Raw genomic sequence first — 26,494 nt, forward strand, 5'->3', positions numbered from 1 at the left:
TGATCGAAAAGGGAGAGGGAAGCCCGTCTTATCGATGCGGAAAATTCATGAGCTTTCGATGTTGAGAGGACAGCAGCCCGCTTTGACGGAGAAGGCGGAATCTTCTACAAAGACAGAACGGGGCGAAACGATGCACACCGGGCCGGGATCCGAAGGTGTCCCCTGAGGGGATGATGCCGGACAGCACAGAAGACCCGGTGGAAGGATAACCAAGGAGGAAAAAAGATGAGTGCGATTGGAATGAAGCAGCTTCTCGAGGCGGGCGTACACTTCGGGCATCAGACCAGGAGATGGAATCCCAAGATGGCTCCGTACATCTATACGGAGAGGAACGGCATTCACATCATCGACCTGCAGAAGACCGTGAAGATGGTGGACGATGCCTACAATGCGATGGCGCAGATCGTCGCAAACGGAGGCACGGTGCTTTTCGTAGGGACGAAGAAGCAGGCGCAGGACGCGATCAAGGCGGAGGCCCTCCGCTGCGGCGAGTTCTATGTCAATGAGAGATGGCTCGGAGGCATGCTCACAAACTTTAAGACCATACGCTCCAGGATTCAGAGACTGAAGGAGATCGAGAAGATGTCCGAGGACGGCACCTTCGATGTCCTCCCGAAGAAGGAGGTCACGCTTCTTCGGAAGGAGTGGGGAAAGCTCGAGGCAAACCTCGGCGGAATCAAGGATATGAAGGCGGTTCCGGACGCGATCTTTGTCGTCGATCCGAAAAAGGAGAAGATCTGCGTGCAGGAGGCCCATGCCCTCGGCGTCACGCTTTTCGGCATCGCGGATACCAATGCGGATCCGGAGGAGCTCGACTATATCATCCCGGGAAATGACGATGCGATCCGCGCGATCAAGCTGATCGTCTCCAAGATGGCGGATGCCGTCATCGAGGCGAAGCAGGGCGATATGACGGAGGAGGAAGCGGCCGCAGCGGCAGAGGGAGATGAAAGCCTGGTCCCTGAAGCGGAATAAGAGCGGGCGAATAGACGGATTTTAATCTGCCGCCCGGCGGGGCGGCTTCGGAATGGAGGGGAAAATGGCTATTACAGCGGCAATGGTTAAGGACTTAAGAGAGCTCACCGGCGCGGGAATGATGGCCTGCAAGAAGGCTCTCGAGGCGGTCGCCGGCGATATGGACAAGGCGGTCGAGCATCTGAGAGAGCAGGGCCTGGCCGGAGCGGAGAAGAAGGCCGGAAGGATCGCCGCGGAGGGCGTTTCTTTTACGGCGCTTTCCGAGGACGGGAAGACGGGAGTTGTGGTCGAGGTGAACGCCGAGACCGATTTCGTCGCAAAGAACGAGAAATTCCAGAGCTTCGTGCGGGAGGTCGCCGCGCAGGCACTGAAGACGAGCGCCTCCGATATCGATGCCTTCCTCGCGGAGAAGTGGGAGCTCGATCCCGAAAAGACCGTCTCGCAGCAGCTCTCCGCGGAGATTTCCCTGATCGGAGAGAACATGCATATCCGCAGATTCCAAAAGCTTCATGAGGAAAACGGTTTTGTGCAGGACTATATCCATGCGGGCGGAAGAATCGCCGTGCTGCTCCAGGTAAAGAGCAGTCTCGTGAATGAGGCGGTCCGGGAGATGGCGAGAAATATCGCGATGCAGATCGCGGCTTTGAAACCGAAGTATACCTCCCGGAAGGAGGTGGATCAGGCTTATCTCGATTCTGAAAAGGAGATCCTCCTCGCGGCGGCAAAGAACGAGAAGCCGAACGCCCCGGAGAAGGTGCTCCTCGGCATGGTCGAGGGACGGCTCAACAAGGAGCTGAAGGAGGTCTGTCTGCTGGATCAGGTCTATGTTCGGGCAGAGGACGGAAAGCAGACGGTCGGGCAGTACGTAGAATCCGTCAAAAAGGCGGAGAATGCGGAGATTTCGCTCGAGGGCTTCGTCCGCTACGAGACCGGAGAGGGACTGGAGAAAAAGCAGGAAAATTTCGCGGAGGAAGTCGCCGCACAGATGGGAAAGTAAGACTTTTCCAAAGGAAAGAGGGAAGGAGCGCCGGAGCCCGGAAGGGTCCCGGCGTTTCCTTTCCTCCCATATCGTTTCCTCTCGGGAAAATCAGTGCGCAGCGGGATAGCGGAAGGAAGCCGCTTTGATCTCGGCAGTCTGTCATTAGGAGGACTTGGAGGACCATGAATCTTCTCAGGGGAGATGTCCCCCCCGAAGGGAGGCTGCCTTTTCTGCCGCCATGCCGTCCCGATGCAGGACGCTCGCGCTCCGACTGCCGCGGCCAGCGGCGCGTAAGCGGATTTTGACTCCAAATCGCGAAGCGCTGGGGAGGAAGACGGCCTGCTCACAGGTCGGAAAAGCGGCAGACCCGGCCGAAATCAGCCGGGAGAATCCGAGTCCTCAGCGGAAGAACTGCGCGCCGTCTTTTTTGTGACTAAAGCATCAGCTCGAGGGCCCGGACTCCGGAAAAGCCGGGGAGAGGGCGGGAAAGGAGGTAAGAATAGAATGGAAACGAAAGAGGATGTCATCAGGCTTTGTCAGAGGCTGGTAGAGATCGAGAGCACAAATCCCGGGATCGGGGAGGGCTATGTGGCCGGATATATCCGGCAGCTTCTTAAGGGGAAGCTCCCGAAGGAAGGAAGATTTCTCAGCCATGAGGTGGAGGAGGGACGCCCGATCGTGATGGCGGAGCTTCCCGGGAAAAGCATCCTTCCCCCGCTCGTCATCCTCTGCCATATGGATACGGTCCCGATCGCCTCCGGATGGACGAAGGAGCCGCTGGGGGGAAGGATCGAGGGAGGAAGACTCTACGGCCGGGGCTCCTGCGATATGAAGGGCGGCATGGCCTGCGCGCTCTCCGCCTTTCTCTCCGCCTGCGAAAGAGTGAAGACAGAGGGGCTTCCGATCCGCACGATCCGCTTCATCGGGACGATGGATGAGGAAGCGGATATGAAAGGGATCGAGAGCGCGGTCGAGCTCTCCTGGGTCGATGGAAGCTGCCTTGTCATGGATACGGAGCCAAGTCACGGGGAGATTCAGACCGCGCACAGGAGCCGCTGCTGGTACCGGTACCGGATGCACGGGAGGGCGGCGCATGCCAGTGAGCCGGAGAAGGGCGCCGATGCGATCTCCGCGATGGCCTATGCTCTTTGCTTTGCGAGAGAGGAGGTCGCGGCACTTCGGCCGGATGCCTTCTGCGGAGGCTCCCGGATCTGCTTCGGGGAGATCCGAGGCGGGATTCACCCCTACCAGGTCCCGGCAGACTGTGAGTGCTCTGTGGATATGAGGCTTTCTCCTCCCTATGATTTTGAAAAGGGAAGGGAGATCCTGGAGCACTCGGCAAAGAGGGCGGCGGAGAGGATTCCCGGAATCTCCTCTGAGATCATTCCCTGCGGCTACCGCCCCGCTGTCCCGCATCATCCGGACTCCGAGCTCCTTTCTCTCCTGCAAAGCTCCATCCGGGAATATACGGGGGAAGATGCCGTGGTCTCTCCCTTCCCGGGCTATACGGACAGCGCGGTCGTCTCCGGTCTCTGCGGGAATCAGAATACGCTTTCCTACGGACCGGGGAGCCTCGAGCAGGCCCACAGGCCGGACGAATATGTCGAGCTCTCGGAGCTTTTTCGCTGCGAGGCGGTCTTTCGCATCCTCTTAGGGAAATGCTTTTAGGGTAAGACGCTGCCTTTACTTTCACCGCCGCTTTTCGTTTCGCCTGTCTGAAACGCTTGCTCTCGCTTCGACCGCGCTTTCCTGCATCGCGGAAGCAGTTTAAAAACCGGATCTCTGAGAGCCGATGCAAAAGATGGCCAGCCTTTTCGAAGTCAGAGGCTCAGAAGACTCGGATTCATAACGCAGCGCCGAAATTCCGGCTGAGAGAAAGCCAAGAGACCTATTTATAAGAAAGTAAAATAAGATGAGTATTTTATAGGGAAAATCGATTTTACAAACAGGGATAAAAATCTATAATTAGGGGCATTGCGTGATTTCGAAGACGCGGTTTCTAAGCCCGTTTTCGAGGAGATCAGGAAAGACAGGAGACAGGAAAAGATGAAGAAATCAGTTTGCGGAATCCTCGCTTCCTCCCTCATCCTGGCAGGCATTCTTACGGCCTGCTCCGGAGGAGGAGCGGTGGAGAGCAGCGCGGAAAAGGCAGAGACTGCGGCAAAGGCAGAGAGCTCGGAGACAGAGACGTCTGTAAAGACAGAGAGCAAAGAGACGGAGAGCGAGAGCGGGAAGAGCGAAGAGGCGGAGAATACGGCCTCCGCAAAGGGCGCGGAGCAGGAAGTCTATGTCGGAGCGGATTATGTGAAAGACCTCCTCGATGGAAAGCTCCCGGAGTCAAAGGACTTTGTTCTTCTGGAGGCCGCCTGGGGCCCGGAGAAGGAGGACAAGGACTATCAGAAGGCCCATATCCCTGGGGCGGTCCACATGAATACCGACGATGTCGAGTCCGATAAGGACTGGAACTACCGGAGTCCGGAGGAGATCGGAAAGCTCATGAAGCGCTATGGGATCACAAAGGATACCACGGTGCTTGTCTACGGGAACAGCCCGGAGAATGCGGCGGATGACAGAGTGGCCGTGATGCTGCTCTGGGCCGGTGTGAAAAATGTGAAGGATCTGTCCGGCGGGATCGATGCCTGGAAAAAGGCGGGATATGAGACGGAGACGAAGGCCAATGAGCCGAAGGGAACGGATCAGGACTTCGGCCTTACGATCCCGGCCCATCCGGAATATATCCTGAGCATCGATGAGGTGAAGGAGAAGTTAAAGGACGACCCGAAGTTTAAGCTGGTCAGCATTCGCTCAAAGGACGAGTTTCTGGGAAAGACCTCCGGCTACAGCTATATCGACCGGGCAGGGGAGCCTCTTGGCGCGATCTGGGGCCATGATACGGATGATAAGTCCTACAACAATGCGGACGGCACGATTGCCGGGGTCGATACGTTGGAGAAATATCTCAAGGAATCCGGGGCCTCTTTGGAGGAGAATGATCTCGCATTCTACTGCGGAACCGGCTGGAGAGCCTGCGTGCCCTTTCTGATCGCATATCAAAGCGGCTATCGGAATGTCTATCTCTTTGACGGAGGCTGGTTCGTCTGGCAGATGGACAAGGACAATCCTGTACAGCTCGGAGAGCCGGGGAGCTCTGACTATAAGGAGGTCAAGGTCTCTGATCTCGCGACGGATAAGGCGAAGCTTTCCTAGGGCTTAGTTTGTCCGGAGAAGGGAGGGGGTTCCGCAGAGCGGGGCCCCTTTTTCGTAGACTGCTTTGAAGGGGGAGAGGTTTTATGAAACGATTTTTTCACTTTGTACTGAGGAGCATGCAGCTTCTCGTCCTGCTTTTTTTGCTTATCATCCATTATTTTACGAAACGGAAGATGGGGATGGCGAGATATATGGTCTACATCGGGAGGAAGCTCAGAGCGGGGACCATGTTCGGCATTCCCGTCCTTTTCCTCCTCTTTTCGCTCCTCCTCCTTCTATCCCTTCTCCTTCTTTGCCTTTTCTGGCATAAGTGGGGAAGAGAGGGCGGATTTTTTCTTCGGAAGGGACTTTTTCTCTGGCTTTTGCCTCTTCTTTCCCTCTTTTATCTTATTTTCGCCAATTCCTCGGAGCAGAGAGATTTCTATGTCTTTATCCTGGGCTTCTCCCTTATCCTCTTCCTCCAGCTTTTCCTCTCTGTGCTTTCCCCGGAGGTCAGACATGGATAAAAAGAATCGAAAGCTTTTGCTCTTTCTCCTGATCGCGCTCCTTCTCTTTCTCCTGGATCATTTCTTCTCTCTTCGGCGCTATCTCTCTCTGGAGAGCCTAAAGGGTCTGCAGCAGCTCGCAAAAGAGCATCTTTTCCTGGCCTGCCTCATCTATATTCTCGCGATGTCCGCGGGATCCGTACTGCTGGCCCTCCCGGGGCTGAGCTTTGCGATTGCGGCGGGAATTCTTTTCGGACCCGTGCTAGGAACCGTGCTCTGCGCATTTTCCGCAAGCATCGGGGCAGTGCTGTCCTTTTTGCTCGGTCGATATTTTCTGAAGGACAAGATCAAGCCCCTTGCCATGAAGAACCCATGGCTTCGAAAGTATCTCTTCGAGGATGTGGAAAAGAATGATTTCCTCCTTCTCATGATCACGCGCCTGGTCCCCCTCTTTCCCTTTAATCTGCAAAATTTCGCCTATGGCGTCACGGACATGAAGCTCTCGGTCTATGCGGTCGGCACCTTTCTCTTTATATTGCCGGGCACTGCGGTATATACGACCGGAGCGGCGGGACTGGCCTCGGAGGAGCATAGAGTGAAGTATCTTTTGATCGCAGGGGGACTCCTTCTCTTTTCCCTTCTTCTTTCCTTCCTCTTCAAAAAATATTTCGTGCGAAGCTCTGTGCAAAGAGAGGGGGAGAGGGAGGAGAGATGAAAAGACAGCTCGACGGATCAAAATGCATTCACTGCGGAAAGTGCAGCGAGAATTGCTCCTTTTTGAAAAAATATCATCTGGATATCGGGGATCATGAGCGCCTGAGAGCGCTTTCCTATCACTGCTTTCTCTGCGGAGAATGCACGAGAGTCTGCCCGATCGGGATCGACGGGAGGCAGATCATCCTGAACATGAGGAAGGAGGAGGTGGAGAGAGCGCCCTACCGCCTGAAGCAAAAGGGCTACCTCCCTCTTCTCATCGAGAAGAAAAACTATATCTTTAAAAATTATCGCCGCGCCCGTTCCAAAAAGCTGCTTTTTCCGGGCTGCAATTTTCCCTCCTTTTTCCCGAAGACGATGGCGCTTCTCTCCAAACTTTTGAAGGAGAGAGCGGGAATTGATACCGTCTATGACTGCTGCGGGAAGCCGATCGCGGAGCTCGGGCTTTTTCGGGAGGAGGAAAAGATCCTGGAGCGGATGAACCGCTTCTTCGAGCGGGAGGGAATAGAGGAGCTTGTGCTCCTCTGCCCGAACTGCTACTATCATTTCGGCTCCAGACTTTCCGTTAAGATCACGACGATCTATGAGAAGCTTTCGGAGCTCGGGGACTTCGGGAAGCTCAGGCTGGACGGGGGGATCTTCCTCCCCTGTCCGGACCGTGAAAAGAAGGAATGGATGAAATATTTAAGCCCTTTCCTCTCCGGGGAACTGCGTTATGTTTCGGATGTCCAGTGCTGCGGTCTCGGAGGCTGCGCCATCGTAAAGGAGCCGGAGCTGGCAAAGGGCATGGCGGGAAGGCTCGGCTCTCTCCACGGAGGGAAAATCTATACCTATTGCGGAACCTGTGCGGGGAATTTTGCGAGGAATGGAAACGGGGAGGTCCTGCATTTCCTGCCTCTTCTTCTGAAAAGTGGGGAGAGCGCGGACTTCCGACATTCCTGGACAAACCGCTTAAAGACCCGATTTTTGTAGAATTTTGTAAAGGGGGGGACTCTTTATGAGAGGAAGAAGGGACTGCGGGCTGATCCTTTTCACAAGACTTCCCGCAGCGGGAAGGACGAAGACCAGGCTCATGCCCTACTTCAGCGGGGAGCAGTGCCGGGAGCTTCACATCGCGATGCTGAAGGATCTCAGGGAGAGTCTGAAGAAATTAAAGGGTGTGGACAGCTATCTGTATTTCCTTGGGGAGGAAGGTGAAGATCGGAAGAAGGAAGATCGGAAGAGAGCTCCGGAGTCCCTGAAAAGGATTTTCGGCTCCTCCTTCCGCTATCGGAGGCAAAGGGGAGAGAATCTCTTTGAGAGGATGGCCCTTTCGATGGAGGAGCTCTCGGAGGAGGGCTACCGGAGAATCGTTCTGATCGGAACGGATATCCCGGAGCTTCGCGCAAATGATATTCGCCTCGCCTTTCAGCTTCTCTCGGAGTCCGACGCCGTCCTCGGCCCCACGGAGGACGGGGGATATTATCTGATCGGTGTAAGACAGCCCGGAAGAGAGCTTTTCCTTTTGGATTCCGGGGAGGGGAGCGTATTTTCCCGGACGAAAGCGGCCATCCTGCAAAGCGGCAGGACCGTCTCCCTTCTTCGGCATTGCCGGGATATTGACACGAAGGAAGACATCGCGGTCTATCGGGAGAGGATCCGCTCGGAGCCCGTTCTCAGGAGGAGCTGCTGCGGGAGCTTTCTGCTTGAGAGTCTGAGCATCGCCGTCATTGTCCCCCTCTACAATGAGAGGAAGACGATCGATCGCCTTAAAAGAGAGCTCGGCGCCCTGAAGGGGAGCTGTGAGCTCATCCTTGTGGACGGGGGCAGCACGGACGGGACATGGGAGGAGCTTAGAAAAGGGAAGGGATGGATGCTTCTTCGGAGCGAAAAGGGAAGAGCGCGGCAGATGAATCTCGGGGCAGAAAAGACAAGCGCAGATGTGCTCTTCTTTCTCCACAGTGACAGCGAGCTTCCGCCGGATGTCCCGGGGGAGATCCGACGGGTCCTTGCGAGGACGAGTGCGGGCTGCTTCGGAATCGCCTTTCATTCCGCCTCCCCTCTCATGAGGATCTGTCAGTTCATCTCGAACCACCGGGTCTATGACCGGAGAGTCATGTTCGGGGATCAGGGGATCTTCCTCTACCGGACGCTCTTCGAGGAGCTCGGGGGATTTCCTCTCCTCCCGCTCATGGAGGACTATCAGCTTAGCCTGAATCTGAAGGAGAGGGGGATTTGTCCCTTGCTTTGCAAAAGGAGGATCTATACCAGCGAGCGGCGCTTCCGGGGGGACTTTTTCCGGAGGCTTCGTCTCATGTGGCAGATGAACCGGCTCCGAAAACGCTATCGGGACGGCGTGGATATCCGTGAGATTGCCGAGCGCTACCGGGACGTGCGCTGAAACTCGGAGCGCAGGTTTTTCCGGAAATACGGCATATTTTTTTCTGTCTCGGTCTCGATACGGCGGGGAAGGAGGAGCTTTGCTTTATCCCTTTGAGAATTATCAGGAAGAGATTTATGAGCTTGTGAGGAGCAGGGATTACCGGGAGGCTTTGGGGCTCCCGGAGAGTGTTGAGGAGGAGTACCGCTTCCTTGCGGCCGGAGAGTATAATGCGAATCTTTGCTTTACGCATCCCATCACGGGGAGGAAGCTTTTGCTCCGTCTGAACTACGGCTCCCAGATGCAGCTTTCGGATCAGATCGGCTATGAAGCGGAGGCGCTCAGGATCCTTGAGAAGAGCGGCAGGACGCCGAAGCTTTGGTATGCGGACGGCTCAAAGCGCTTTCTCCCCCGGGGCATCCTGGTCATGGACTTCCTGCCGGGGCGCCCTCTGGATTACGGGAGAGATCTCCTCAGCGCCGCGGAGATCCTCTCCGATATCCATGCTCTGCAAGTGGACAGAGACTGCGGGCTGCTCTGCCCAGAGGACAGCGTATCGGAGCTTCTCCTGGAATGCGGAAGTCTGCTTCTTCCCTATCGGGAGAAGGCAGGAGGGGAGAGCGCGGAGCGCATCCTTCAGCTTTACGAAAAGGCAGTGAGAGAGGCGAAACGGGAGAGAATGCGGGAGGGGGCGCGCGCTATCATCAATACGGAGTTAAACTCCGGGAATTTTTTGATCAACTCCGCGCCGGAGCGCTCCTATCTGATCGACTGGGAGAAGCCGATCTACGGGCTTCCGGCGCAGGACCTCGGACATTTCCTCGCGCCCACCACAAGCTTTTGGAAGAGTGATGCGATTTTATCTGCGGAGGAGAGAGAGCGCTTTCTCTCGCACTATATTTCGCTTTCCGAGGGAAGGTTTGACTGCGCGCATATCCGGGAGGACACAGAATGCTTCCTCCGCCTAAACTGTATCCGGGGCCTCTGCTGGTGCGCCATGGCCTACACAAAGTACAGAGAGGGCGGCGGCGGGGAGAGCTTTGAAAAGATCAAGGCCTATCTGAGGGACCCCTTCCTGTCCTGTGTCGAAGAAATCTGGGCATCTGCATAAAAAGGGACCGGGATCCGATGGATTTATAGCGTTATACGATAAGAGAAAGGGGGTATCGGAAACTATGATTGGAAAAAATCGGCAAGATGTGCTAAAAGATAAGTATCAGTAACGAGCTTCGTTACATTCAGATAGCTGTACGGATGTGTAACTTGCCCGCACATCGGTACAGAGATCTGATAAAATGACTATTCGGGCATTCTGTCCGGATAGCCTTTTTAGTGTAAAAGTCCCGGCGGTGTCCAAGCGGACGGGATTTTACACTCTGCACAGGCGCCGTTTCTGCTGATCGGCAGGGCGCGGCCGGCTCCTATGTGCCGGCGGAAATATTTTGCCGTCCGGCAGGATGGCGGGAAAGAGGAGTCATTATGAAAAAAACCAGGAATCTGCTTCTTCTCATGGGAATTTTAGCTCTCGCGGCTGTCTCGACAAGCTGCGGGGAATCCGGAAAGGCTTCCTCGGGGACGACGGCAGCGGCGGCAGCTTCGGATCAGGGAGGATCGGAGGCGCAGGGAAAGACAGAGAAGGCAGGGGAAGAGAAGAGCTCTGAAGTAAAAACCATGTCCGGAGCGGATCTCCAGGCTCTGGAGGATGATAAGGATAAGAAGGAGACCGCGCTGGTCATCGATGTTCGCTCTCCGGAGGAGTACGCAGAGGGACACGTGAAGTTTGCGGTCAATATGCCGCTGGATACGCTGAAGGACCGGCTCGGAGAGCTCGAGCCCTGGAAGGACAAGACCTTGATCCTCTACTGCAATTCCGGGAAGAAGTCCGGCGAGGCCGCGAAGCTCCTCGCGGAAAACGGATTCAAAGATGTGATAAATGCCGACGGGGTGAAGCAGTACGACTACAAGCTTGTGAAGTATGGCAATATTACCGGCGAAGAGCTCATGAAGAAAAAGGATGAGGCCGATCTCATCGTCGATGTGAGAGAGGCGAAGGATTATGATGAAGATCACTTCGATAAGGCGGTCAATGTGAGCGTCGATAAGCTCTCCGATCTGGATTCGCTTCTTCCGGAGAATAAGGATGCTCTCATTCTGACGCACTGCTACTCCGGAAACCGCTCTCAGAAGGCAGCGGAGTATATCGCGGACAAGGGCTATACCAATGTCTGGAATACACTGGACGGAACCAAGGAAATGGAATACAGCTTCCATTGAGAACCGGGATTTCAGACAGAAATGATATTGCCTCCTTGCATTCGGGAGACCGAAGCGCGGAATCGCCTTCGGCCTCTCGAATCTGACAGGATGCCGTGAGAGAGAGTATTCATGAAGAAAAATAAAATGCAGTTTGGGCGCAGTATTTTCCTCGCCTTTTTGCTGATCCTGCTCCTCGCCTTTTTTCTGATTCCGAAACTAAGGAGCGGGGCGCTTTATATTGTGTCGATGTTCGCAACGGGGGATTTCACGGTGCTCCGTGATTTCGTGGCTTCTTACGGGGCCTATGCGGCGCTGATTTCCTTCCTCCTTATGATATTGCAGTCTGTGGCGGCGCCTCTTCCCGCCTTCCTCCTCACCTTTGCGAATGCGAATCTCTTCGGCTGGTGGAGAGGAGCGATCCTCTCCTGGAGCAGCGCGATGGCGGGCGCTTCGCTTTGCTTTTTCATCGCGCGCCTGCTGGGAAGAGAAGCCGTGGTGAAGCTGACAAGCCGCTCCGGGCTTCAGAATATAGAGGAATTCTTTAAAAGGCATGGCAGGATGAGCATTCTGATTGCGCGCCTCCTGCCCTTTATCTCCTTCGATATCGTGAGTTACGCGGCGGGCCTCACCTCCATTTCCTTCTGGAGCTTCTTTGTCGCGACCGGGATCGGACAGCTCCCGGCGACAATCATCTACTCCTATGTGGGAGGCTTTCTGACCGGAGGAGCGAAGCTCTTCGTGACAGGACTCCTGATACTCTTTGCGCTCTCCTTCCTGATAATGCTTGGAAGACAGCTCTACAAAGAGCGACATTGATGGATTTTTGATGGTGGGAGAATAGTATGAAAAGAAAGCAATTGGCGTCCTTCCTTCTGTCCCTCCTTTTGGCGGCTTCTCTCATAGCCTGCGGGGGAAATGGCGGAGCGGGAGAGACGACGGCGGAGAAGAGCGGAAGTGAGAGTCAGAGCGGGGAGAGCTCAAAGCCGGGCGAAGAGAGCGGGAAGAGCGATGCGGCGGAGCAAAACGCCTCTTCGAACGAAAAGGACTATGCGGCACTTTTGGAAAAGGCCAGGGGCTCAGAGCTCAGTTTCTACGGCTGGGGAGGCGATGAGCGCCTGAACAACTGGCTGGACGGATATTTTTCGGACAGACTTAAGGAAAAGTATGATATTCGTCTGAAAAGGGTGGGGATGGATATCGAGACGATTTTAAGCCAGCTCTCCGGGGAGGTCGGCTCCGGGAAAAAGGACGGCTCGATCGATATGATCTGGATCAACGGGGAGAACTTCAAGACGGCAAAGGAAGGAAAGCTCCTCTACGGTCCCTTCGCCGAGGAACTCCCGAATTTCAAGAGCTATATCGACAGCGATGATCGGGAGACAAGCTACGACTTCGGCTTCCCGATCGAGGGCTACGAGGCCCCCTACGGGAAGGCGCAGCTCATCCTGTACAACGACAGCGCGGTGACGCCGGAGACGCCGAAAAATACGGAGGAGCTTCTCGCCTTTGCAAAGAAATACAAGGGAAAAGTGAGCTATCCCGCCCTTCCGGACTTCACCGGCTCCGCCTTTGTCCGGAATATCATCTACGATATCTGCGGCTATGAGCAGTTTCAGAATATGCCGGAGGATAAGGAGACCGTGCAAAAGGCGGTTGAGCCCGCCATGGAATATCTCAGAAGCTTAAATCCCTACCTCTGGAATGAGGGAAAGAGCTTTCCGGACAAGGAACCGACGATGAAAAATATGTTCGCGGACGGGGAGCTCGTCATGGGCATGAGCTACGGTGCCTTCAGCGTTGCGACGAACATCGAAGACGGATCCTTCCCGGAGAGCACTCGAAGCTTCCAGTTCGAGAAGGGGACGATCGGAAACACGAATTACATTGCGATCGCCGCAAATTCTCAGCACAGGGAGGCAGCGGAAGTCGCGATCAACGAGATGATGTCTCCCGAGGTTCAGGCGGAGCGCTACAAGACCCTCCGTACGATCCCGGTCGTGGATTATCAGAAGCTTAACGCGGAGGAAAAGCAGCTCTTTGATTCTGTCGATGTGGGAAAGGGCGTCCTCTCCCAGGAGGAGCTTCTCTCGAAGCGTCTTCCGGAGATGCCGGCGGGACTGGTTCCGATCATAGAGGAAATCTGGGCGGAGGAGGTCCCGGGGAAATAGCATGAAGAAAAAGTGCTTTCCCTGGCTTTTGCTCCTGCCGCAGCTCTTTTTCGGGCTTCTCTTTCTGTCCGGAATTCTGCTCGGCCTCGGCTGGAGCTTCGGCCTCACTCCGCTCCGGGGGGGAGACGGTCTGACGCTTCGCTACTACGGGGAGATCTTCAGAAGGGCGGACACACTGCCGTCCATCCTTTACAGTGTGAAGACCTCCGCCCTGTCCGCGCTCTTTTCCGTATTGCTCGGAGTCCTGATCGCCGCCTTCCTGATCCGGAGCCGCTGGGACAGAGGAATCATGCTCTCTGTCATAAAGCTTCCGATTCTTGTGCCCCATGTCATCACAGCGCTCTTTTTCATCAATACGATTTCGCAAAATGGTCTTCTCGCCCGGCTTTGCTTCCATTTTGGATGGATCCAAGGCCAGGGGGACTTTCCGCTCTTTGTCTATGACCGCTTCGGGATCGGGGTGATTCTCGCCTATCTTTGGAAGGAGGCTCCCTTTATCGCCTACTTTGTGCTCTCCCTTATGGCCGGGGTGAGCAGGCGGCTGGGAGAGGCGGCGGTCAATCTGGGGGCGACGGAGCGGCGGGCATTTTTTGAGATCACCCTGCCGCTCTGTCTTCCCACGATTCTCTCCGGCTTCCTGATCATTTTCACCTTTTCCCTCGGTGCCTATGAACTCCCGGCACTGATGGGGGCGACGGTGCCGAAGGCTCTTCCGATCCTCGCCTATCAGGAATTCCAGAAGGACCTTTCGAACCGTCCCATTGCGCTTTCCTATAATGGAATTTTGATGGGACTTTCGCTTCTGTCCGCCCTGATCTATCGCTTCCTCCTCATGGGAGGAGAGAGGAGAGAGAAATGAGAAAAGCGTTCCTTATCCTCCTCTCTCTCCTCATACTGCTTCCGCTTTTCAGCCTCTTTTTCTGGGTCTTTACGGAGCGCTGGCCCTGGCCGAATATCCTGCCGAAGGATTTTTCCGAAAGAGCACTGAAAAGCACGATCGCCCGCGCCGGGGAGCTTGGGAATGTATTTTTCACGAGCATCCTTCTCTCGCTTTTGGCCTCCTTTTTCTCAGTCCTCATCGCGGTTCTGAGCGGAAGAGCTCTGGCCTTTTATGATTTTCCGGGGAAGCGCCTGATCTCCTCCCTCATGCTCCTCCCCTTTTTGGTCCCGAGCACGGTTTTTTCGATGGGGGCTCAGATCCTTTTCCTTAAGACAGCGCTCTACAGCAGCATCCCCGGTGTCCTGCTCTGCCATATCCTGTATTCTCTCCCCTATGCGAATATCCTTTTGAATGAGGGCACGAGGGCACTCGGGGAGGGGCTGGAGGAGCAGGCGAGAGTGCTTGGGGCGGGGCCGGTCCGGGCCTTCTTCTCCGTGAGCCTGCCAAACCTCTTTCCTCTGCTCCTCTCGGCCTTTACCATGGCCTATGTCATCTCGATCAGTCAGTATTTTATGACACTTTTGATCGGAGGGGGGAGAGTAAAGACCTTTGCCGTCGTCATGGTACCGTATTTACAGAGCGGAGAAAGGAATTTCGCGGCTCTCTATGCGCTGATCTTTCTCCTTGTCACGACGCTGGTCTTCTTCGTCTTCGAGGGGATCGCGCGGGCCTGTACCGGGGGGAGACGGACGGAGCTCTTTTCGGACCGCTGAGCCGCTGCCTCCTCCTTTTTCCGCAAAGAGGATGGACCGCGTCTTTCATCTTTTTGGCAGAAGGGAGATTATGGGACTTTCCATTCGGGATCTGTGCTTTGGCTTTAAAGAGGAGGAGGTACTTCTCTCGCTCTCTCTTTCGGTAGAGAGCGGGGAGTTCATCTCTGTGCTCGGAAAGAGCGGCTGCGGGAAAAGTACGCTCTTAAAGGTAATCGCGGGACTTTTGAGGCCGGAGTCCGGGGAGATCCTTCTGGACGGAGAGAATATCGCCGCACTCCCTCCCGAGAAGAGGGGGACGGTGATCGTGTTTCAGGATTTAAGGCTTTTTCCGAACATGAATGTCTTTGAGAATATTGCCTTTCCGATGAAGCTTCGGAAGCTATCGAGAGAGAAGATCCGGGAAAGGGCGGAGGAGCTTTTAGCACTGGTGGAGCTCCCGGGCCTTGAGAGGCGGAGAATACGGGAGCTCTCCGGGGGGCAGCAGCAGAGAGTAGCCCTCGCGAGAGCCCTGGCGGCGAAGCCGCGTCTTCTCCTTTTGGATGAGGCATTTTCCGGACTGGATGAGACGCTTCGGAGAGAGATGGGAGATTTCGTCCGAAGACTGCATGAGAAGAAGCGGATCACCACGCTTTTGATCACCCATCAAAAGGATGAGGCACTCCGCCTCTCCGATCGGATTGCCCTTATGAGCGGGGGGAGGATTCTGCAGTATGACACGCCGGAGAAGATCTATCACTGCCCGAAAAGCCGGGAAGCGGCGTCCTTTCTGGGGGAGACGAATTACTTTCCCGGGGAGCTCCGGGGCGGAAGCTTTTTCTCCTCTCTGGGGGAAATTCCGCTTGGGGAAGAGGAGGAGCGGGACGGGCCCTGCGAGCTGATGCTCCGCCCGCAGGAGATCGGAATCCGGGAGGGAGGGGATTATATCCTTTTACAAAAAAGCTATGAGGGGGAGAGCTGGAAGCTCCTTTTGGAGAGAGAGGGGAGAAGGCTGCGGCTCAGCCTGAGCTCTTCGGAATTTGAGGCCTTTTCCCGCTCCCGGGGGAGAGAGCCCGGAGAGGGGGAGCGCTTTGGAATTTTCCGGAGAGAGGGCTCAGAGCTTCCTGTCCTGCTTCCCCCGGAGACAGAGGGAGAGCCCGGGGAGGTTTTTCATGGGAAAGAGAAAGCTGGTGCTGGTTTTTGACAATACGATGGGCATTCCGCACTGCGATGTGGACGACGGGCTGGCCTTTCTCTATCTTCTCGGGAGGGAGGAGATCGAGATTCTCGGCCTTGTCGCCTGCTTCGGAAACAGCAGTACGGAGCAGGTCTATCGGAATACGGAGAAGCTCCTCGCAGAGATCGGAAGGAGGGACATCCCCCTCTTTCGGGGAGGAGAGAGCGCGGGGGATTATGAAAGTGAGGGGGCGGAGGCGCTCTCCTTCCTCGCAAAAAAGCATGAGGGGGAGCTGGAAATCCTCGCCACCGGCTGCCTCACGGATCTCTGCGCTGCATCGGAACGGAAAAAGGATTTCTTTCGCTCTCTTTCCTCACTCACGATCATGGGAGGGATCACGGAGGAACTGATCTTTCGGAAAAAGAAGATGGAGGAGCTGAACCTCTCCGTGGACTATGAGGCGAGCCTCCGCACACTCTGCTCCTTTCCCGGGGCGGCCGTCCTGACGGGAAATCAGTGCAGAAAGGTCATATTCCCCCTGAAGGAATTTCAGGAGAGACTCTCCTCCTCAGAGCTTGGGAGGTATATCCTGAAGAAGAGCCTCCACTGGTTTATCGACAATGAGGAAATCTACGGGATACCGGGATTTATCAACTGGGATGTGACGGCGGCGATCTATCTCGCAAGGCCGGAGCTCTTTTTCGATCACAGAGCCTCCTGCCGGCTCTGCGGGGAGGATCTTAAGCACGGCTTTCTCCGGCGGACTTCCCCGGGGGAGAGCGGAAATGCGGTGCTGAAGCTCCCGGAAATCAGGGAGGATGGCGCATTTCGGGAGGCTTTTTACAGCGGAATTTCCGCTTCCTTTTCGGAAAAATCCGTGCTAGACTAGAAACGTTTGAGTTTTGAAAGGGAGGTATCAGAATGAAAAAAATCTTTAATATCGCATGGGCCCTTCCGCTCGCCGCGTCACTCCTTCTTGCGTCCTGCGGGGGCTCTACCGCTGCGCAGAGCACAGGAGCTGCTTCTTCCTCTGAGGAGTCGAGTGCGGAATCCGAGAAAGCCGAGACGACAGCGGCCGCCGCGGACTCCGCTTCCGAGGGCGGAAGCCTTTCGGTCGTCGCGACCTCCAAGGATTATCAGAAGCTCTTCGATTCCTTTACGGCGGACACGGGGATCAAGACCGAGCTTCTCTCCATGTCCTCCGGCGAGGTCCTCTCCAAGCTGAAGGCAGAGGGAGGAACGCCGATGGCGGATCTCTGGTTTGGCGGCGGAATCGATGCTTTTATGAGCGCGAAGGCGGACGGCCTTTTGGAGAAGGTGGAGCTGGATGCCGCAAAAGATATCGCTTCGGACTATAAGGACAGCGAGGGATATTGGTACACCAAGGGGCTGACCGTCGTCGGATTTATCGTGAATACGGAGGAGCTGAAGAAGCTCGGCGCCCCGGAGCCAAAGACCTGGGACGATCTGACGAATCCGGCCTATAAGGACGAGATCCTCATGTCCAATCCGGCGATCTCCGGTACCAATTACGGTGTTGTGAATGCAATCCTTCAGAAGAAGGGAGAGGAAGAGGGCTGGAAGTATTTCACCTCTTTGAATGAAAATGTGAAGTACTACGCAAAAAGAGGCGGAGATCCCAGGGAGAAGACGGCGGCCGGAGAGGCCGCGATCGGAATCACTCCGATGGACAAGAAGACGGAGAAGCTCGCGGAGGAGCAAAACTGCAGCCTGGTCTATCCGTCGGACGGCATCCCCTATATTCCGGAGGGAGTCGCTGTCTTTAAGGGAGCGAAAAACAAAGATGCCGCGGTAAAGTTCTTAAACTGGCTTTATAACAGCGATGAGCATCTGAAGGAGCTCGCGGAAATCGACGGGAAGAACACGATAAAGGTCGTGAAGCCGAATATCGAGGGACTGGATGCCGGATTTGACTTGAATACGCTGATGCAGGAGGATCTCTCCCTCTTCGGTTTGCAGAGAGATCAGATTCTTGCAAAGTGGGACAGCCTTGCGGGACAGAAGGCAGAGTCCTAAGCTCATGCGGGCGCTTCTCTCAGAAAATCCAGAGAGGAAGAGAGGAGAAAGGGCGGCAGCGGCCGCCCTTTTTTCGCATTCCCGTCCGGACCCCCTGCTCTTCCTCCTCCTTCTGTCGTGTGCCCTCTTTATCGCCTATCCTCTTTTGCTGGTTTTCTGGAGAGCGCTCTATCTGGAGGGAAGGCCCGGACTTTCCGCCCTGCCCGCACTCTTTCTTCGGGAGAAAAGCTCCCTTTTTCACAGCTTCTACACGGCATCTCTGAGTGCTCTTTTTTCGACCGCGCTCGGATTTCTCCTCTCCCTCAGGATCTCCTCCTCCGGGAGGAGGGGGAGGAACATCCTTCTCCTTTTACTCATGATGAGCCTGGTGTCTCCGCCCTTCCTCTCGTCTCTTAGCTATATTCAGCTCTATGGGAGGAGAGGACTGATTACCTGGCATCTTTTCAGGATCTCCTATGATCCCTACAATAAGTGGGGGATCATCGCGATGCAGACGCTCCACTTCAGCTCACTCAATGCCCTCTTCCTTTTGGATTATCTGGAGAGTCTGGACGGAAAGTGGATGGATGCCGCGAGAGATCTCGGGGCGGGAAGTATGGCCGTTCTGAGGACCCTGCTCCTTCCCCTGCTTTCTCCTGCGCTTCTCGCCTCCTTTGGGCTGAGCTTTCTTCGCTCGCTCTCCGACTTCGGTACGCCCGCAGTCATCGGAGGACGATATGATACCCTGGCATCCGATATCTATTTGCAGATCATCGGCTACGGAAAGATGGAGAAGGCGGCGGCGATGAATCTCTTTCTCATGCTCCCCGCATTCCTGGCATTTCTGCTCTACCGCCGGGCCGTGCGGGAGGGCGAGAGACGGAATGGAAACGGAAGAGGAAGGGAAGACTTTGATATGCGGAGACTCTCTCTTCCTGCGCTTTTCCTGTCCTTTCTCTCCATCCTGAGCCTCCTTTATTTTACCGTTTTGTCACTTCAGTATCTCTGCATCTTCCTTCTGGGCTTTTTGAAGGCGGAGAGAGGAGTCTATCATTTTACGTCGGAGTATCTTTCGAGGCTTTTCCGCTACGACCTTTCCAGCCTTTTTCTGAGTCTCCGACTTTCGCTCGCCGCTGCCCTTTTCGGAGCGCTTTTCGGACTTCTCCTGTCCTATTATATGGAGAGGAGGCTGCGCTTTGGGAAAAATGCGCTGGACTTTCTGATCTCGCTTCCCTACCTGCTGCCGGGGACCTGCTTCGGGCTCGCCTATATCATGGCCTTTCACAAGGAGCCCTTAAAGCTCACGGGAACCTCTCTGATCCTCGTTCTGAACCTCATCTTCCGGCAGCTCCCGGTCGTCATCCGGATGGGGAGCACCGCGCTTTTGGAGATCAGCAGAGAGCTTGAAAACGCGGCCCGGGATCTCGGGGCGTCGAAGCGGAGGCTGCTCTTTGACATCATACTGCCGCAGCTCTCCCGACCCTTCCGCTCCGCCTTTCTCTATCTTTTTACAAGCTCCATGTGCAGTGCAGGTGCCGTCATTTTTCTGATCGACGCCGGGCACAAGATCGCGGTATATACACTTTTTGATCTGATCAACTCGGGAGAATACGGCACGGCTTCCCTTTTGTCCGCGCTGATGATACTCTCCACGGTCTTGCTTTCCGCCCTTCTCTCGGCATTGTTTCGCTGTTTCTGTGAGAGGAGGGGAAAAGGAAGGAGGGGGAATGAAGGAAGCGATCGCGAGTCTTCGCGGACTGTCCATGCGCTATGAGAAGGGCGGGAGGAGAGTTCTGTCCTCTCTTTTCCTCGAGATCCCAAAGGGAAGGATACTCTGCCTCCTCGGGGAGTCCGGCTGCGGAAAGACGACGACTCTGCAGCTCATCGGAGGCTTCCTCCGCCCGGAGGAGGGGGAGATCTGGATCGATGGGACGGAGATCAGCTGTCTCCCCCCGGAAAAGCGCCCCGTGAGTACGGTCTTTCAGTCCTATGCGCTTTTCCCTCATATGACGGTGCTGGAAAATGTCTGCTATGGTCTTCGCTTCCGGGGGATCCAGAAACGAGAGGCCGGAGAGAGGGGGAGGGAGATCCTGTCCTTGGTGGGGCTGTCCGGCTGCGAGGATCGGCTGCCCTCCGCCCTCTCCGGAGGGCAGCAGCAGAGAGTTGCTCTTGCGAGAGCGCTCGCTGTCCGCCCGAAGCTTCTCCTCATGGATGAGCCGCTCAGTAATCTTGACGCGGGTCTTCGGGTCCGGATCCGGGAAGAGCTCAAGGAGCTCCAGAGGAAGCTTTCCATGAGTATTCTCTTTGTCACTCACGATCAGGAGGAGGCCTTGAGCCTCGGGGATGAGATCGCACTCATGCGGGAGGGGAGGCTTCTCCAGTGCGATACGCCGGAGGAGGTATACAATCATCCGGCGGACCGCTATGTCTGTGATTTTTTTGGAAAGAGCAATGAGATCCGCTTCCCGGGCGGGGAGGGCTTTCTCATGCGGCCGGAAAAGATCGGGATTCGGAGGAGGGGGAATTCGGAGGAGGAGGAAGGGAAAGGGGCAGGAGAGGAGATCAGGCTTTTCGGGGAAATTCAGAGCACAGAATTTTTCGGCTTCTACCGGGAGTACAGGGTCCTGTCGGAGGGAAGGGAGCTTCTCGTCCGCTCTCCCTCCGCGCCCATTCTCTCTCCGGGGGAGAAGGTCACGCTCTTTTTCCGAAGAGAGGACAGCGCTGTGCCTCTCCCGTATCTCAGGCAGCCTTCCGCCTCGGAGCGGCCCGGGACTTAGGGACTCGGCTTCGCCCGGGAGGCATCAGTCGATCTCCCTTCGGGAGACACTTCTCTTTGAGAAGACTCAAGTACGCTCCGAGTCTGCCTGATGGAAGACTTCAAAATTTATCATAGATTGTTATAGAATAGAAAGGAAAGTAACACAATGAGAAAAAATTCTCAGGATCTTCATCGTCTCCTTCTCTCTATGGATGGGCGGAGCTATTCCGCCTACAAGGAGCTGAAGGGAGAGTACAGCTTTGAAAAATATCTTCTCTCGATCGATCATGTCCAGAGCGATCCCTATGCCCCGCCGTCTAAGCTTCGGGCGATACTGAGCCGCGATATTGTGGGCATTCCCGGGGAGCTTCTGGATTCCAGGGAGAAAAGGATCGCCGTTTCGGATTTCCTGACAAGGTGCTTTTGGAAGAAAGCACATGAGGGGGAGAGAAGAGGCGTAGGGACAGGGGATGGAGGGAGAATTCTCATCGACCGCTGTACCCAGGAAATACTGGAGAGAAGCTCCGTATGCATCGGGGAGAAAACCGTGGAGGCGCGCTTTGAACTCGGCCTTCCCGCCGCGGGGAGAAGGATTCTGGGGAAAAGCGCGGACAGCATTTTCCAGGAGATCCTTCCGGAGGTCGTGGCAAATTCCCTGCTCTATAAGAGGATCGATGCGGGAGCTTTAAGAAAGCAGGTCCTACTCTTCCTGGATCAGGAATATATCCGGGAGGAGCTGAAAAGGAGAGATCTGATCGCCTTTGTCGCAAACGGCGCCGTCCTTCCGAGGGAGAGCGGTGTATCCGACAGACCTCTCCGCGGAGGCATTCCCTTCCAAAGTCCGAAAAATCTTGAGATCACTATGGAGCTCCCCAGCGGGAAGAGGATCTCCGGGATGGGACTGGAAAGAGGCGTCAGCCTGATCGTCGGCGGGGGCTATCACGGGAAATCCACTCTGCTCCGGGCGCTGGAGAGAGGAGTGTACAACCATATCCCGGGGGATGGGAGGGAGTTCGTGCTCACCATTTCCGATGCGGTAAAGATCCGGGCCGAGGACGGAAGAAGCGTAGAGGGAGTGGATATCAGTGCCTTCATCAATAACCTGCCCGGGGGCAGAGATACCAAGCGCTTTTCGACGGAGAACGCCAGCGGCAGCACCTCCCAGGCGGCAAATGTCGCGGAAGCCCTGGAGGCGGGCACATCCCTCCTTTTGATCGACGAGGACACCTCCGCCACTAATTTCATGATCCGGGACCGGCGCATGCAAAAGCTGATTGCGAAGGAGAAGGAGCCCATCACCCCCTTTGTCGACAGGGTGCGGGCCCTGTATGAGGAGCTCGGCGTTTCCACGGTGCTCATCGTGGGAGGATCGGGAGATTACTTTGATGTGGCGGATCGGATCATCATGATGGATGAGTATCGGCCAAAGGATGTGACGAAGCTCGCCCGGGAGATCGCGGAAGAGGATCCCGGGGAGAGGGAGAGGAGCGGGGAAGGCTTTGAGAAGATTCAGCCGAGAATCCCTCTGAAATCCGCCTTCCCTTCTCAGGGGCGGGAGGACCGCCTGAAGGCGAAGGGGAGGTTCTCCATCCTCTACGGGAGGGAGCCTATAGACCTTGGCGCTCTGGAGCAGCTGGTGGATGACAGTCAGACGAACTGCATCGCCGCGATGCTCGACTATTTTCGAAATCATCTTTTGGATGACAGGACGGACCTCTCCCGGGCAGCAGACCGCCTCTATGAGCGGATCCGGAGCCAGGGTATCGATGCGGTTTCCCCTTATACGGGGCATCCGGGCAATCTGAGCCTACCGAGAAAGCAGGAATTCTGCGCGGCGGTAAACCGCTACAGAGGACTCAAGATAAAGTAATAGATGGGGATCTCGGGCAGAAATACATTGCAGCAGGAAAGGAGGGAAAGATGATTTACTTTGATAACGCGGCGACCACTCTTCGGAAGCCGGAATCCGTTGTGAGGGCGGTGGCGGAGGCGATGAGCTCTCTGGGCAATGCCGGACGGGGAGCGCACTCCGCGTCCATGGGTGCGAATCACACCATCTTTGAGACGAGGATGGAGCTTTCGGATTTTTTCCATGGGCCGAATGCGAAGAATGTCGTATTCACGATGAATTCCACGGAGAGCCTGAACATCGCGATCAAGGGGATTTTCCAGGAAGGGGACCACGTTCTCAGCACGGTGCTGGAGCATAACTCTGTCCTCCGCCCCCTCTATGAGCTCGAGGAGAGGGGGGTGGAGCACAGCTTCGTTCCCGCGGACAGTCTCGGAAGAGTGTCGCTTTCCGACTTCGAAAGGCTGCTCCGTCCGAATACGAAGGCCATCGTCTGCACCCATGCGTCAAACCTGACCGGAAATCTTCTGGATATCGAAAAGATCGGAGAATTTGCGCACGCAAGGGGGCTCCTTTTCATCGTGGATGCCTCACAGACCGCGGGCGTCTATTCGATCGATATGGAGAAGCAGGGGATCGACATTCTCTGCTTTACGGGGCATAAAAGCCTGCTCGGCCCCCAGGGGACCGGCGGACTGATTGTGAGGGACGGCATCCGAATCCGCCCGCTCCTAAGCGGAGGAACCGGCATCGAGACCTATAATCCCCGGCAGCCGGAGGAGCTTCCGACCCATCTGGAGGCGGGGACTCTGAACGGACACGGCATCGCCGGACTCTGTGCGGCAATCCGCTATCTGAAGGAGGAGGGGATCGAGAGAATCCGGGAGCAGGAGCTCAGGCTCATGAAGCTCTTCCACGACGGCGCGGAGAAGATCCCGGGAGTGAAGATCTACGGAGATTTTGAGACGGAGGAGCGCTGTCCCATCGTTCCCTTAAATCTCTCGAATTACGACTCCTCTCTCGTGAGCGACGAGCTCTACTCCCGTTTTGCGATCGCGACCCGGCCGGGGGGGCATTGCGCTCCGCTGATGCACCGTTCCCTGGGGACGGAGAAGCAGGGGATCGTCCGCTTCAGCTTCTCCCATTACAATACGGAGGAGGAGGTCGATTTCGCGCTCCGCGCGCTGCGGACTCTTTCGGAGGAGTAGAATCAGGGGAGATATGCCATGCTGGAAAATTATAAGCTTCTCATAAGCTATGACGGCTCCCGCTACCTCGGCTGGGAGCGTCAGCCCGGCATCGATCGGACCATACAGGGGAAGATCGAAGCTGTCCTGAGCCGCATGCTCTTGGCCGAGGGAAAATTACAGCAGCCGGTGGATCTGATCGGGGCCGGAAGGACCGACGCCGGAGTTCATGCGAGGGGAATGTGCGCCAATGTTTTTCTCGACAGCAAAAGGTCAGAGGGAGAGATCCGGGCCTATCTGAACCGCTATCTCCCGGACGATATCAGCGTGGACGCGCTTTCGATCTGCGGAAAACGCTTCCACGCAAGGTATCATGCCATAGGAAAGCTCTATCGCTACAGCTGCTACTTCGGAGAGAAAAAGCCTGTCTTTGAACGAAAGTACCTCCTCATTCTCCCGGTGATGCCGGATGTCGAACGCATGAGGCTCGCCGCGGAGGCTCTGATCGGGGAGAAGGACTACCGCTCCTTTTGCGGAAATCCCAGGATGAAAAAATCTACGCTGCGCCGCATCGACCGGATCGAGATCCTGGAGAGAAAGGGCTGTATTCGCTTTTATTTCCACGGAAACGGATTTTTGCAGCACCAGATCCGGATTATGGTGGGGACTCTTCTGGAGATCGGCCTTGGAAAGAGGGAACCCGGGGACATGGAGCGGATTCTTCTGGCAAAGGATCGAAGTCAGGCGGGCTATACCGCAGAAGCCGGCGGTCTTTGCCTTATGAGAGTGGAATATTGAGAGCGAGGGCAGATCTTTCGCCCCGACGCTTTACAGCGCGTTATACTGCGCTTTTCTGCCCCGCTTTTTCGAGCCTTCCGGAGCGCTTTTGGCGATCACCTCCTTTTCCATTCTGCTCGCGAGAAAGAGAGGAATTCTCTCTCCGGCTCTTCTCGCTTTGGAGATTTTGGATCAGCTTGAGGACGGAGATCGGATTCTTATTTCTGAGGGCTGCACACATCAGAGGCAATGCGGGGATATCGGGAGCGTGCAGCTCCTGCGGCTCCTAAAAAGCTATACGGGAAAGGAGCTTTGCTTCCGTTTTTCCTCCGGGAGAAGCTTTCCCGAAAAATCAGAGCTCTCCGGCTTCCGGCTTTCGGCTTTCGATCTACTGCGGGGCCTGCGACTTCAAAAAGCAAGGCGTCGTGGTCTGGGAGCATTGAGATAGACTTGCCAGAATCCGCAATTATGTTACAATAATTCCGTTGTCTTTATGTCTGGCATGAATCTGGAAGAGAGATGGAGGAGAGTGAGACTTGAAGAAAAAAGGGATCGGCGCCTACTGGCTGATACCGCTTGCGGGACTTTCCGGCGCCTATTTTATGATCGCCCTGATCCTAAGCGGGAGGATGATGCCTGGAGACAGGGTGAACGGCTATGACATGTCCCTTCGGAGCCGCTCTGCGCTAAACGGGATATTAAATGAGTACAGGGGAGGAGAGCATCAGCTTTTGATCCGGGATATCCACGGAAGGGACTTCACTCTGAGGGGGAGCGAGATCGACTTCAGGGTGGATTATCCGATCTCGGAGCTTCCGAAGCGGAACAGTCTGCTCTTTCCGAAATTTCTTCTTACGAAAGAGAACTTCTCCCTCGAGCCGGAGATCCACTACGACGAGGAAAAGCTCGCCGGGATTTTGGAGAGGGAGTTTCTCTCCACGGAATCGGAGGGAACCCGCCCGAGGAATGCCTTCCTCACGGATTATATCCCGGGGGCCGGCTTTCGCGTCGCCCCGGAGCAAGACGGCGATATCCTGGATCCCGGAGCGCTGAAGGAGGCGGTGAGGAAGGCTCTTCTGGAGCTCAGTCCGGAGCTTAATCTCTCCGAGGCCGCCTGCTATCAGAAGCCGGAGATCCGAAGAGACGATCCTGCACTTCAGGCAGAGGCGAAGGAGAAAAATGATAAGCTGAAGAGCAGCATCACCTATGACTTCGGGAATCAGCGCCTCACCCTGAATGCGGACACCTATTTCTCCTGGATGACGCCGGGAAAGAACGGGAGCACCCAGTTTGATCCGGCAAAGATCAAGGAATATGTTGCGGAGCTTAAGCGGAGGACGGATACCTCCGGAAGCAATCGCTCCTTCCGCACCGCAACAGGACAGCTGATCGCCCTCGGAGGTCCCTACGGCTACAACATCAATCAGAAAAAAGAGCAGGAACAGCTCGCGGCGGATCTGCTGTCGGGAAAGGAGCTCACCCGGGAGCCCATCTATACGACGGTCGGCGTCTCGAGAAGCGGACCGGATTACGGAAACAGCTATGTGGAGGTCGATCTCGGAAACCAGCATGTCTACGTCTTTGAGGACGGCAAGGTGAGCCTCGAGACGGACTGCGTGAGCGGGAATATGTCCCTTGGAAGAGGCACCCCCGCCGGAATCTACCCCCTGAGCTATAAAACTACAAACGCGACGCTGAAGGGACCGGATTACGAAGCGAAGGTCAGCTACTGGATGCCTTTCAATCGCGGAATCGGCCTCCACGACGCAAAATGGAGAGGAAAATTCGGAGGGAAAATCTACCAGCACGCCGGAAGCCACGGCTGCATCAACCTCCCCTTCGCCGCCGCGCAGGCCATCTACCAAAAAGTACAACAAGGAGAAGCTATAATCTGTCATTATTGAAGTGCATAAGCTCTCGCCGGGCGGCGGGGCGCGCCCGTGCGGGCACGGGGGCGC

At 55.8% G+C, this 26,494-nt stretch carries 24 protein-coding genes; all 24 read left to right on the top strand.

The annotated features are described in order from the left end of the window. Positions 1–225 precede the first annotated feature (225 nt). The 24 genes from rpsB (at position 226) to HMPREF1986_RS08275 (ending at position 26,440) form a co-directional block, all read left to right on the top strand. On the top strand, positions 226–975 hold the full coding sequence (gene rpsB, locus HMPREF1986_RS08160) for a 30S ribosomal protein S2 (RefSeq protein WP_009214793.1): 750 nt from the start codon (positions 226–228) through the stop codon (positions 973–975). A gap of 64 nt (positions 976–1,039) precedes the next feature. Next, complete coding sequence (gene tsf / locus HMPREF1986_RS08165) at positions 1,040–1,972, top strand: translation elongation factor Ts (RefSeq protein ID WP_036599981.1); 933 nt, start codon at positions 1,040–1,042, stop codon at positions 1,970–1,972. Between the two features lie 486 nt (positions 1,973–2,458). Then, positions 2,459–3,622: a M20 family metallopeptidase gene (locus tag HMPREF1986_RS08170; RefSeq protein ID WP_021774360.1), complete on the top strand. Its 1,164-nt coding sequence runs from the start codon at positions 2,459–2,461 to the stop codon at positions 3,620–3,622. Positions 3,623–4,000: 378 nt separating this feature from the next. Further along, on the top strand, positions 4,001–5,161 hold the full coding sequence (locus tag HMPREF1986_RS08175; protein ID WP_036599836.1) for a sulfurtransferase: 1,161 nt from the start codon (positions 4,001–4,003) through the stop codon (positions 5,159–5,161). Positions 5,162–5,244: 83 nt separating this feature from the next. Beyond that, a complete protein-coding gene (locus HMPREF1986_RS08180) occupies positions 5,245–5,667 on the top strand; it encodes a hypothetical protein (protein WP_021774363.1) in 423 nt (140 codons plus the stop codon). Then, entirely contained in the window at positions 5,660–6,361 is a 702-nt protein-coding gene (locus HMPREF1986_RS08185; RefSeq protein WP_021774364.1) for a TVP38/TMEM64 family protein, read from the top strand. The genes HMPREF1986_RS08180 and HMPREF1986_RS08185 overlap by 8 nt, the downstream gene beginning before the upstream one ends. Further along, positions 6,358–7,332, top strand: coding sequence for a (Fe-S)-binding protein (locus HMPREF1986_RS08190; protein WP_021774365.1), 975 nt, complete (start codon positions 6,358–6,360; stop codon positions 7,330–7,332). The genes HMPREF1986_RS08185 and HMPREF1986_RS08190 overlap by 4 nt, the downstream gene beginning before the upstream one ends. A 25-nt stretch (positions 7,333–7,357) precedes the next feature. Further along, positions 7,358–8,740, top strand: a complete 1,383-nt coding sequence (locus HMPREF1986_RS08195) for a TIGR04283 family arsenosugar biosynthesis glycosyltransferase (protein WP_021774366.1) — start codon at positions 7,358–7,360, stop codon at positions 8,738–8,740. Between the two features lie 79 nt (positions 8,741–8,819). After that, positions 8,820–9,830, top strand: coding sequence for an aminoglycoside phosphotransferase family protein (locus HMPREF1986_RS08200; RefSeq protein WP_021774367.1), 1,011 nt, complete (start codon positions 8,820–8,822; stop codon positions 9,828–9,830). A gap of 368 nt (positions 9,831–10,198) precedes the next feature. Next, positions 10,199–10,993 carry a rhodanese-like domain-containing protein gene (locus tag HMPREF1986_RS08205; RefSeq protein WP_021774368.1) on the top strand — a complete coding sequence of 265 codons (795 nt, stop codon included), beginning with the start codon at positions 10,199–10,201 and terminating at the stop codon, positions 10,991–10,993. Positions 10,994–11,104: 111 nt separating this feature from the next. Then, on the top strand, positions 11,105–11,791 hold the full coding sequence (locus tag HMPREF1986_RS08210; RefSeq protein WP_021774369.1) for a TVP38/TMEM64 family protein: 687 nt from the start codon (positions 11,105–11,107) through the stop codon (positions 11,789–11,791). Positions 11,792–11,817: 26 nt separating this feature from the next. After that, positions 11,818–13,143 (top strand): ABC transporter substrate-binding protein, encoded by a 1,326-nt coding sequence (locus tag HMPREF1986_RS08215; protein WP_021774370.1) that lies wholly within the window; start codon positions 11,818–11,820, stop codon positions 13,141–13,143. Position 13,144: 1 nt separating this feature from the next. Next, positions 13,145–14,002 carry an ABC transporter permease gene (locus HMPREF1986_RS08220; RefSeq protein ID WP_021774371.1) on the top strand — a complete coding sequence of 286 codons (858 nt, stop codon included), beginning with the start codon at positions 13,145–13,147 and terminating at the stop codon, positions 14,000–14,002. After that, positions 13,999–14,796, top strand: coding sequence for an ABC transporter permease (locus tag HMPREF1986_RS08225; RefSeq protein ID WP_021774372.1), 798 nt, complete (start codon positions 13,999–14,001; stop codon positions 14,794–14,796). The genes HMPREF1986_RS08220 and HMPREF1986_RS08225 overlap by 4 nt, the downstream gene beginning before the upstream one ends. A 70-nt stretch (positions 14,797–14,866) precedes the next feature. Beyond that, positions 14,867–15,976, top strand: coding sequence for an ABC transporter ATP-binding protein (locus tag HMPREF1986_RS08230; protein WP_081688470.1), 1,110 nt, complete (start codon positions 14,867–14,869; stop codon positions 15,974–15,976). Beyond that, complete coding sequence (locus HMPREF1986_RS08235; RefSeq protein ID WP_021774374.1) at positions 15,945–16,838, top strand: nucleoside hydrolase; 894 nt, start codon at positions 15,945–15,947, stop codon at positions 16,836–16,838. The genes HMPREF1986_RS08230 and HMPREF1986_RS08235 overlap by 32 nt, the downstream gene beginning before the upstream one ends. A gap of 32 nt (positions 16,839–16,870) precedes the next feature. Then, positions 16,871–17,986 (top strand): ABC transporter substrate-binding protein, encoded by a 1,116-nt coding sequence (locus tag HMPREF1986_RS08240; protein ID WP_021774375.1) that lies wholly within the window; start codon positions 16,871–16,873, stop codon positions 17,984–17,986. Beyond that, positions 17,961–19,739 (top strand): ABC transporter permease, encoded by a 1,779-nt coding sequence (locus tag HMPREF1986_RS08245; RefSeq protein WP_155978795.1) that lies wholly within the window; start codon positions 17,961–17,963, stop codon positions 19,737–19,739. Before HMPREF1986_RS08240 ends, HMPREF1986_RS08245 begins: the two co-directional genes overlap by 26 nt. Beyond that, entirely contained in the window at positions 19,693–20,742 is a 1,050-nt protein-coding gene (locus tag HMPREF1986_RS08250) for an ABC transporter ATP-binding protein (protein ID WP_051273903.1), read from the top strand. Before HMPREF1986_RS08245 ends, HMPREF1986_RS08250 begins: the two co-directional genes overlap by 47 nt. A gap of 147 nt (positions 20,743–20,889) precedes the next feature. Then, positions 20,890–22,593 (top strand): ABC-ATPase domain-containing protein, encoded by a 1,704-nt coding sequence (locus HMPREF1986_RS08255; RefSeq protein WP_021774378.1) that lies wholly within the window; start codon positions 20,890–20,892, stop codon positions 22,591–22,593. A 50-nt stretch (positions 22,594–22,643) separates the two neighbouring features. Next, positions 22,644–23,780, top strand: coding sequence for an aminotransferase class V-fold PLP-dependent enzyme (locus HMPREF1986_RS08260; RefSeq protein WP_021774379.1), 1,137 nt, complete (start codon positions 22,644–22,646; stop codon positions 23,778–23,780). Positions 23,781–23,798: 18 nt separating this feature from the next. Then, positions 23,799–24,557 carry a tRNA pseudouridine(38-40) synthase TruA gene (gene truA, locus HMPREF1986_RS08265; RefSeq protein WP_021774380.1) on the top strand — a complete coding sequence of 253 codons (759 nt, stop codon included), beginning with the start codon at positions 23,799–23,801 and terminating at the stop codon, positions 24,555–24,557. Between the two features lie 166 nt (positions 24,558–24,723). After that, on the top strand, positions 24,724–24,984 hold the full coding sequence (locus tag HMPREF1986_RS13770; protein WP_242837367.1) for a hypothetical protein: 261 nt from the start codon (positions 24,724–24,726) through the stop codon (positions 24,982–24,984). Between the two features lie 88 nt (positions 24,985–25,072). Further along, positions 25,073–26,440: a L,D-transpeptidase family protein gene (locus HMPREF1986_RS08275; RefSeq protein WP_021774382.1), complete on the top strand. Its 1,368-nt coding sequence runs from the start codon at positions 25,073–25,075 to the stop codon at positions 26,438–26,440. Positions 26,441–26,494 lie beyond the last annotated feature (54 nt).

This window comes from Oribacterium sp. oral taxon 078 str. F0263 (genome assembly GCF_000469565.1).
Taxonomy (GTDB): Bacteria; Bacillota; Clostridia; order Lachnospirales; family Lachnospiraceae; genus Oribacterium.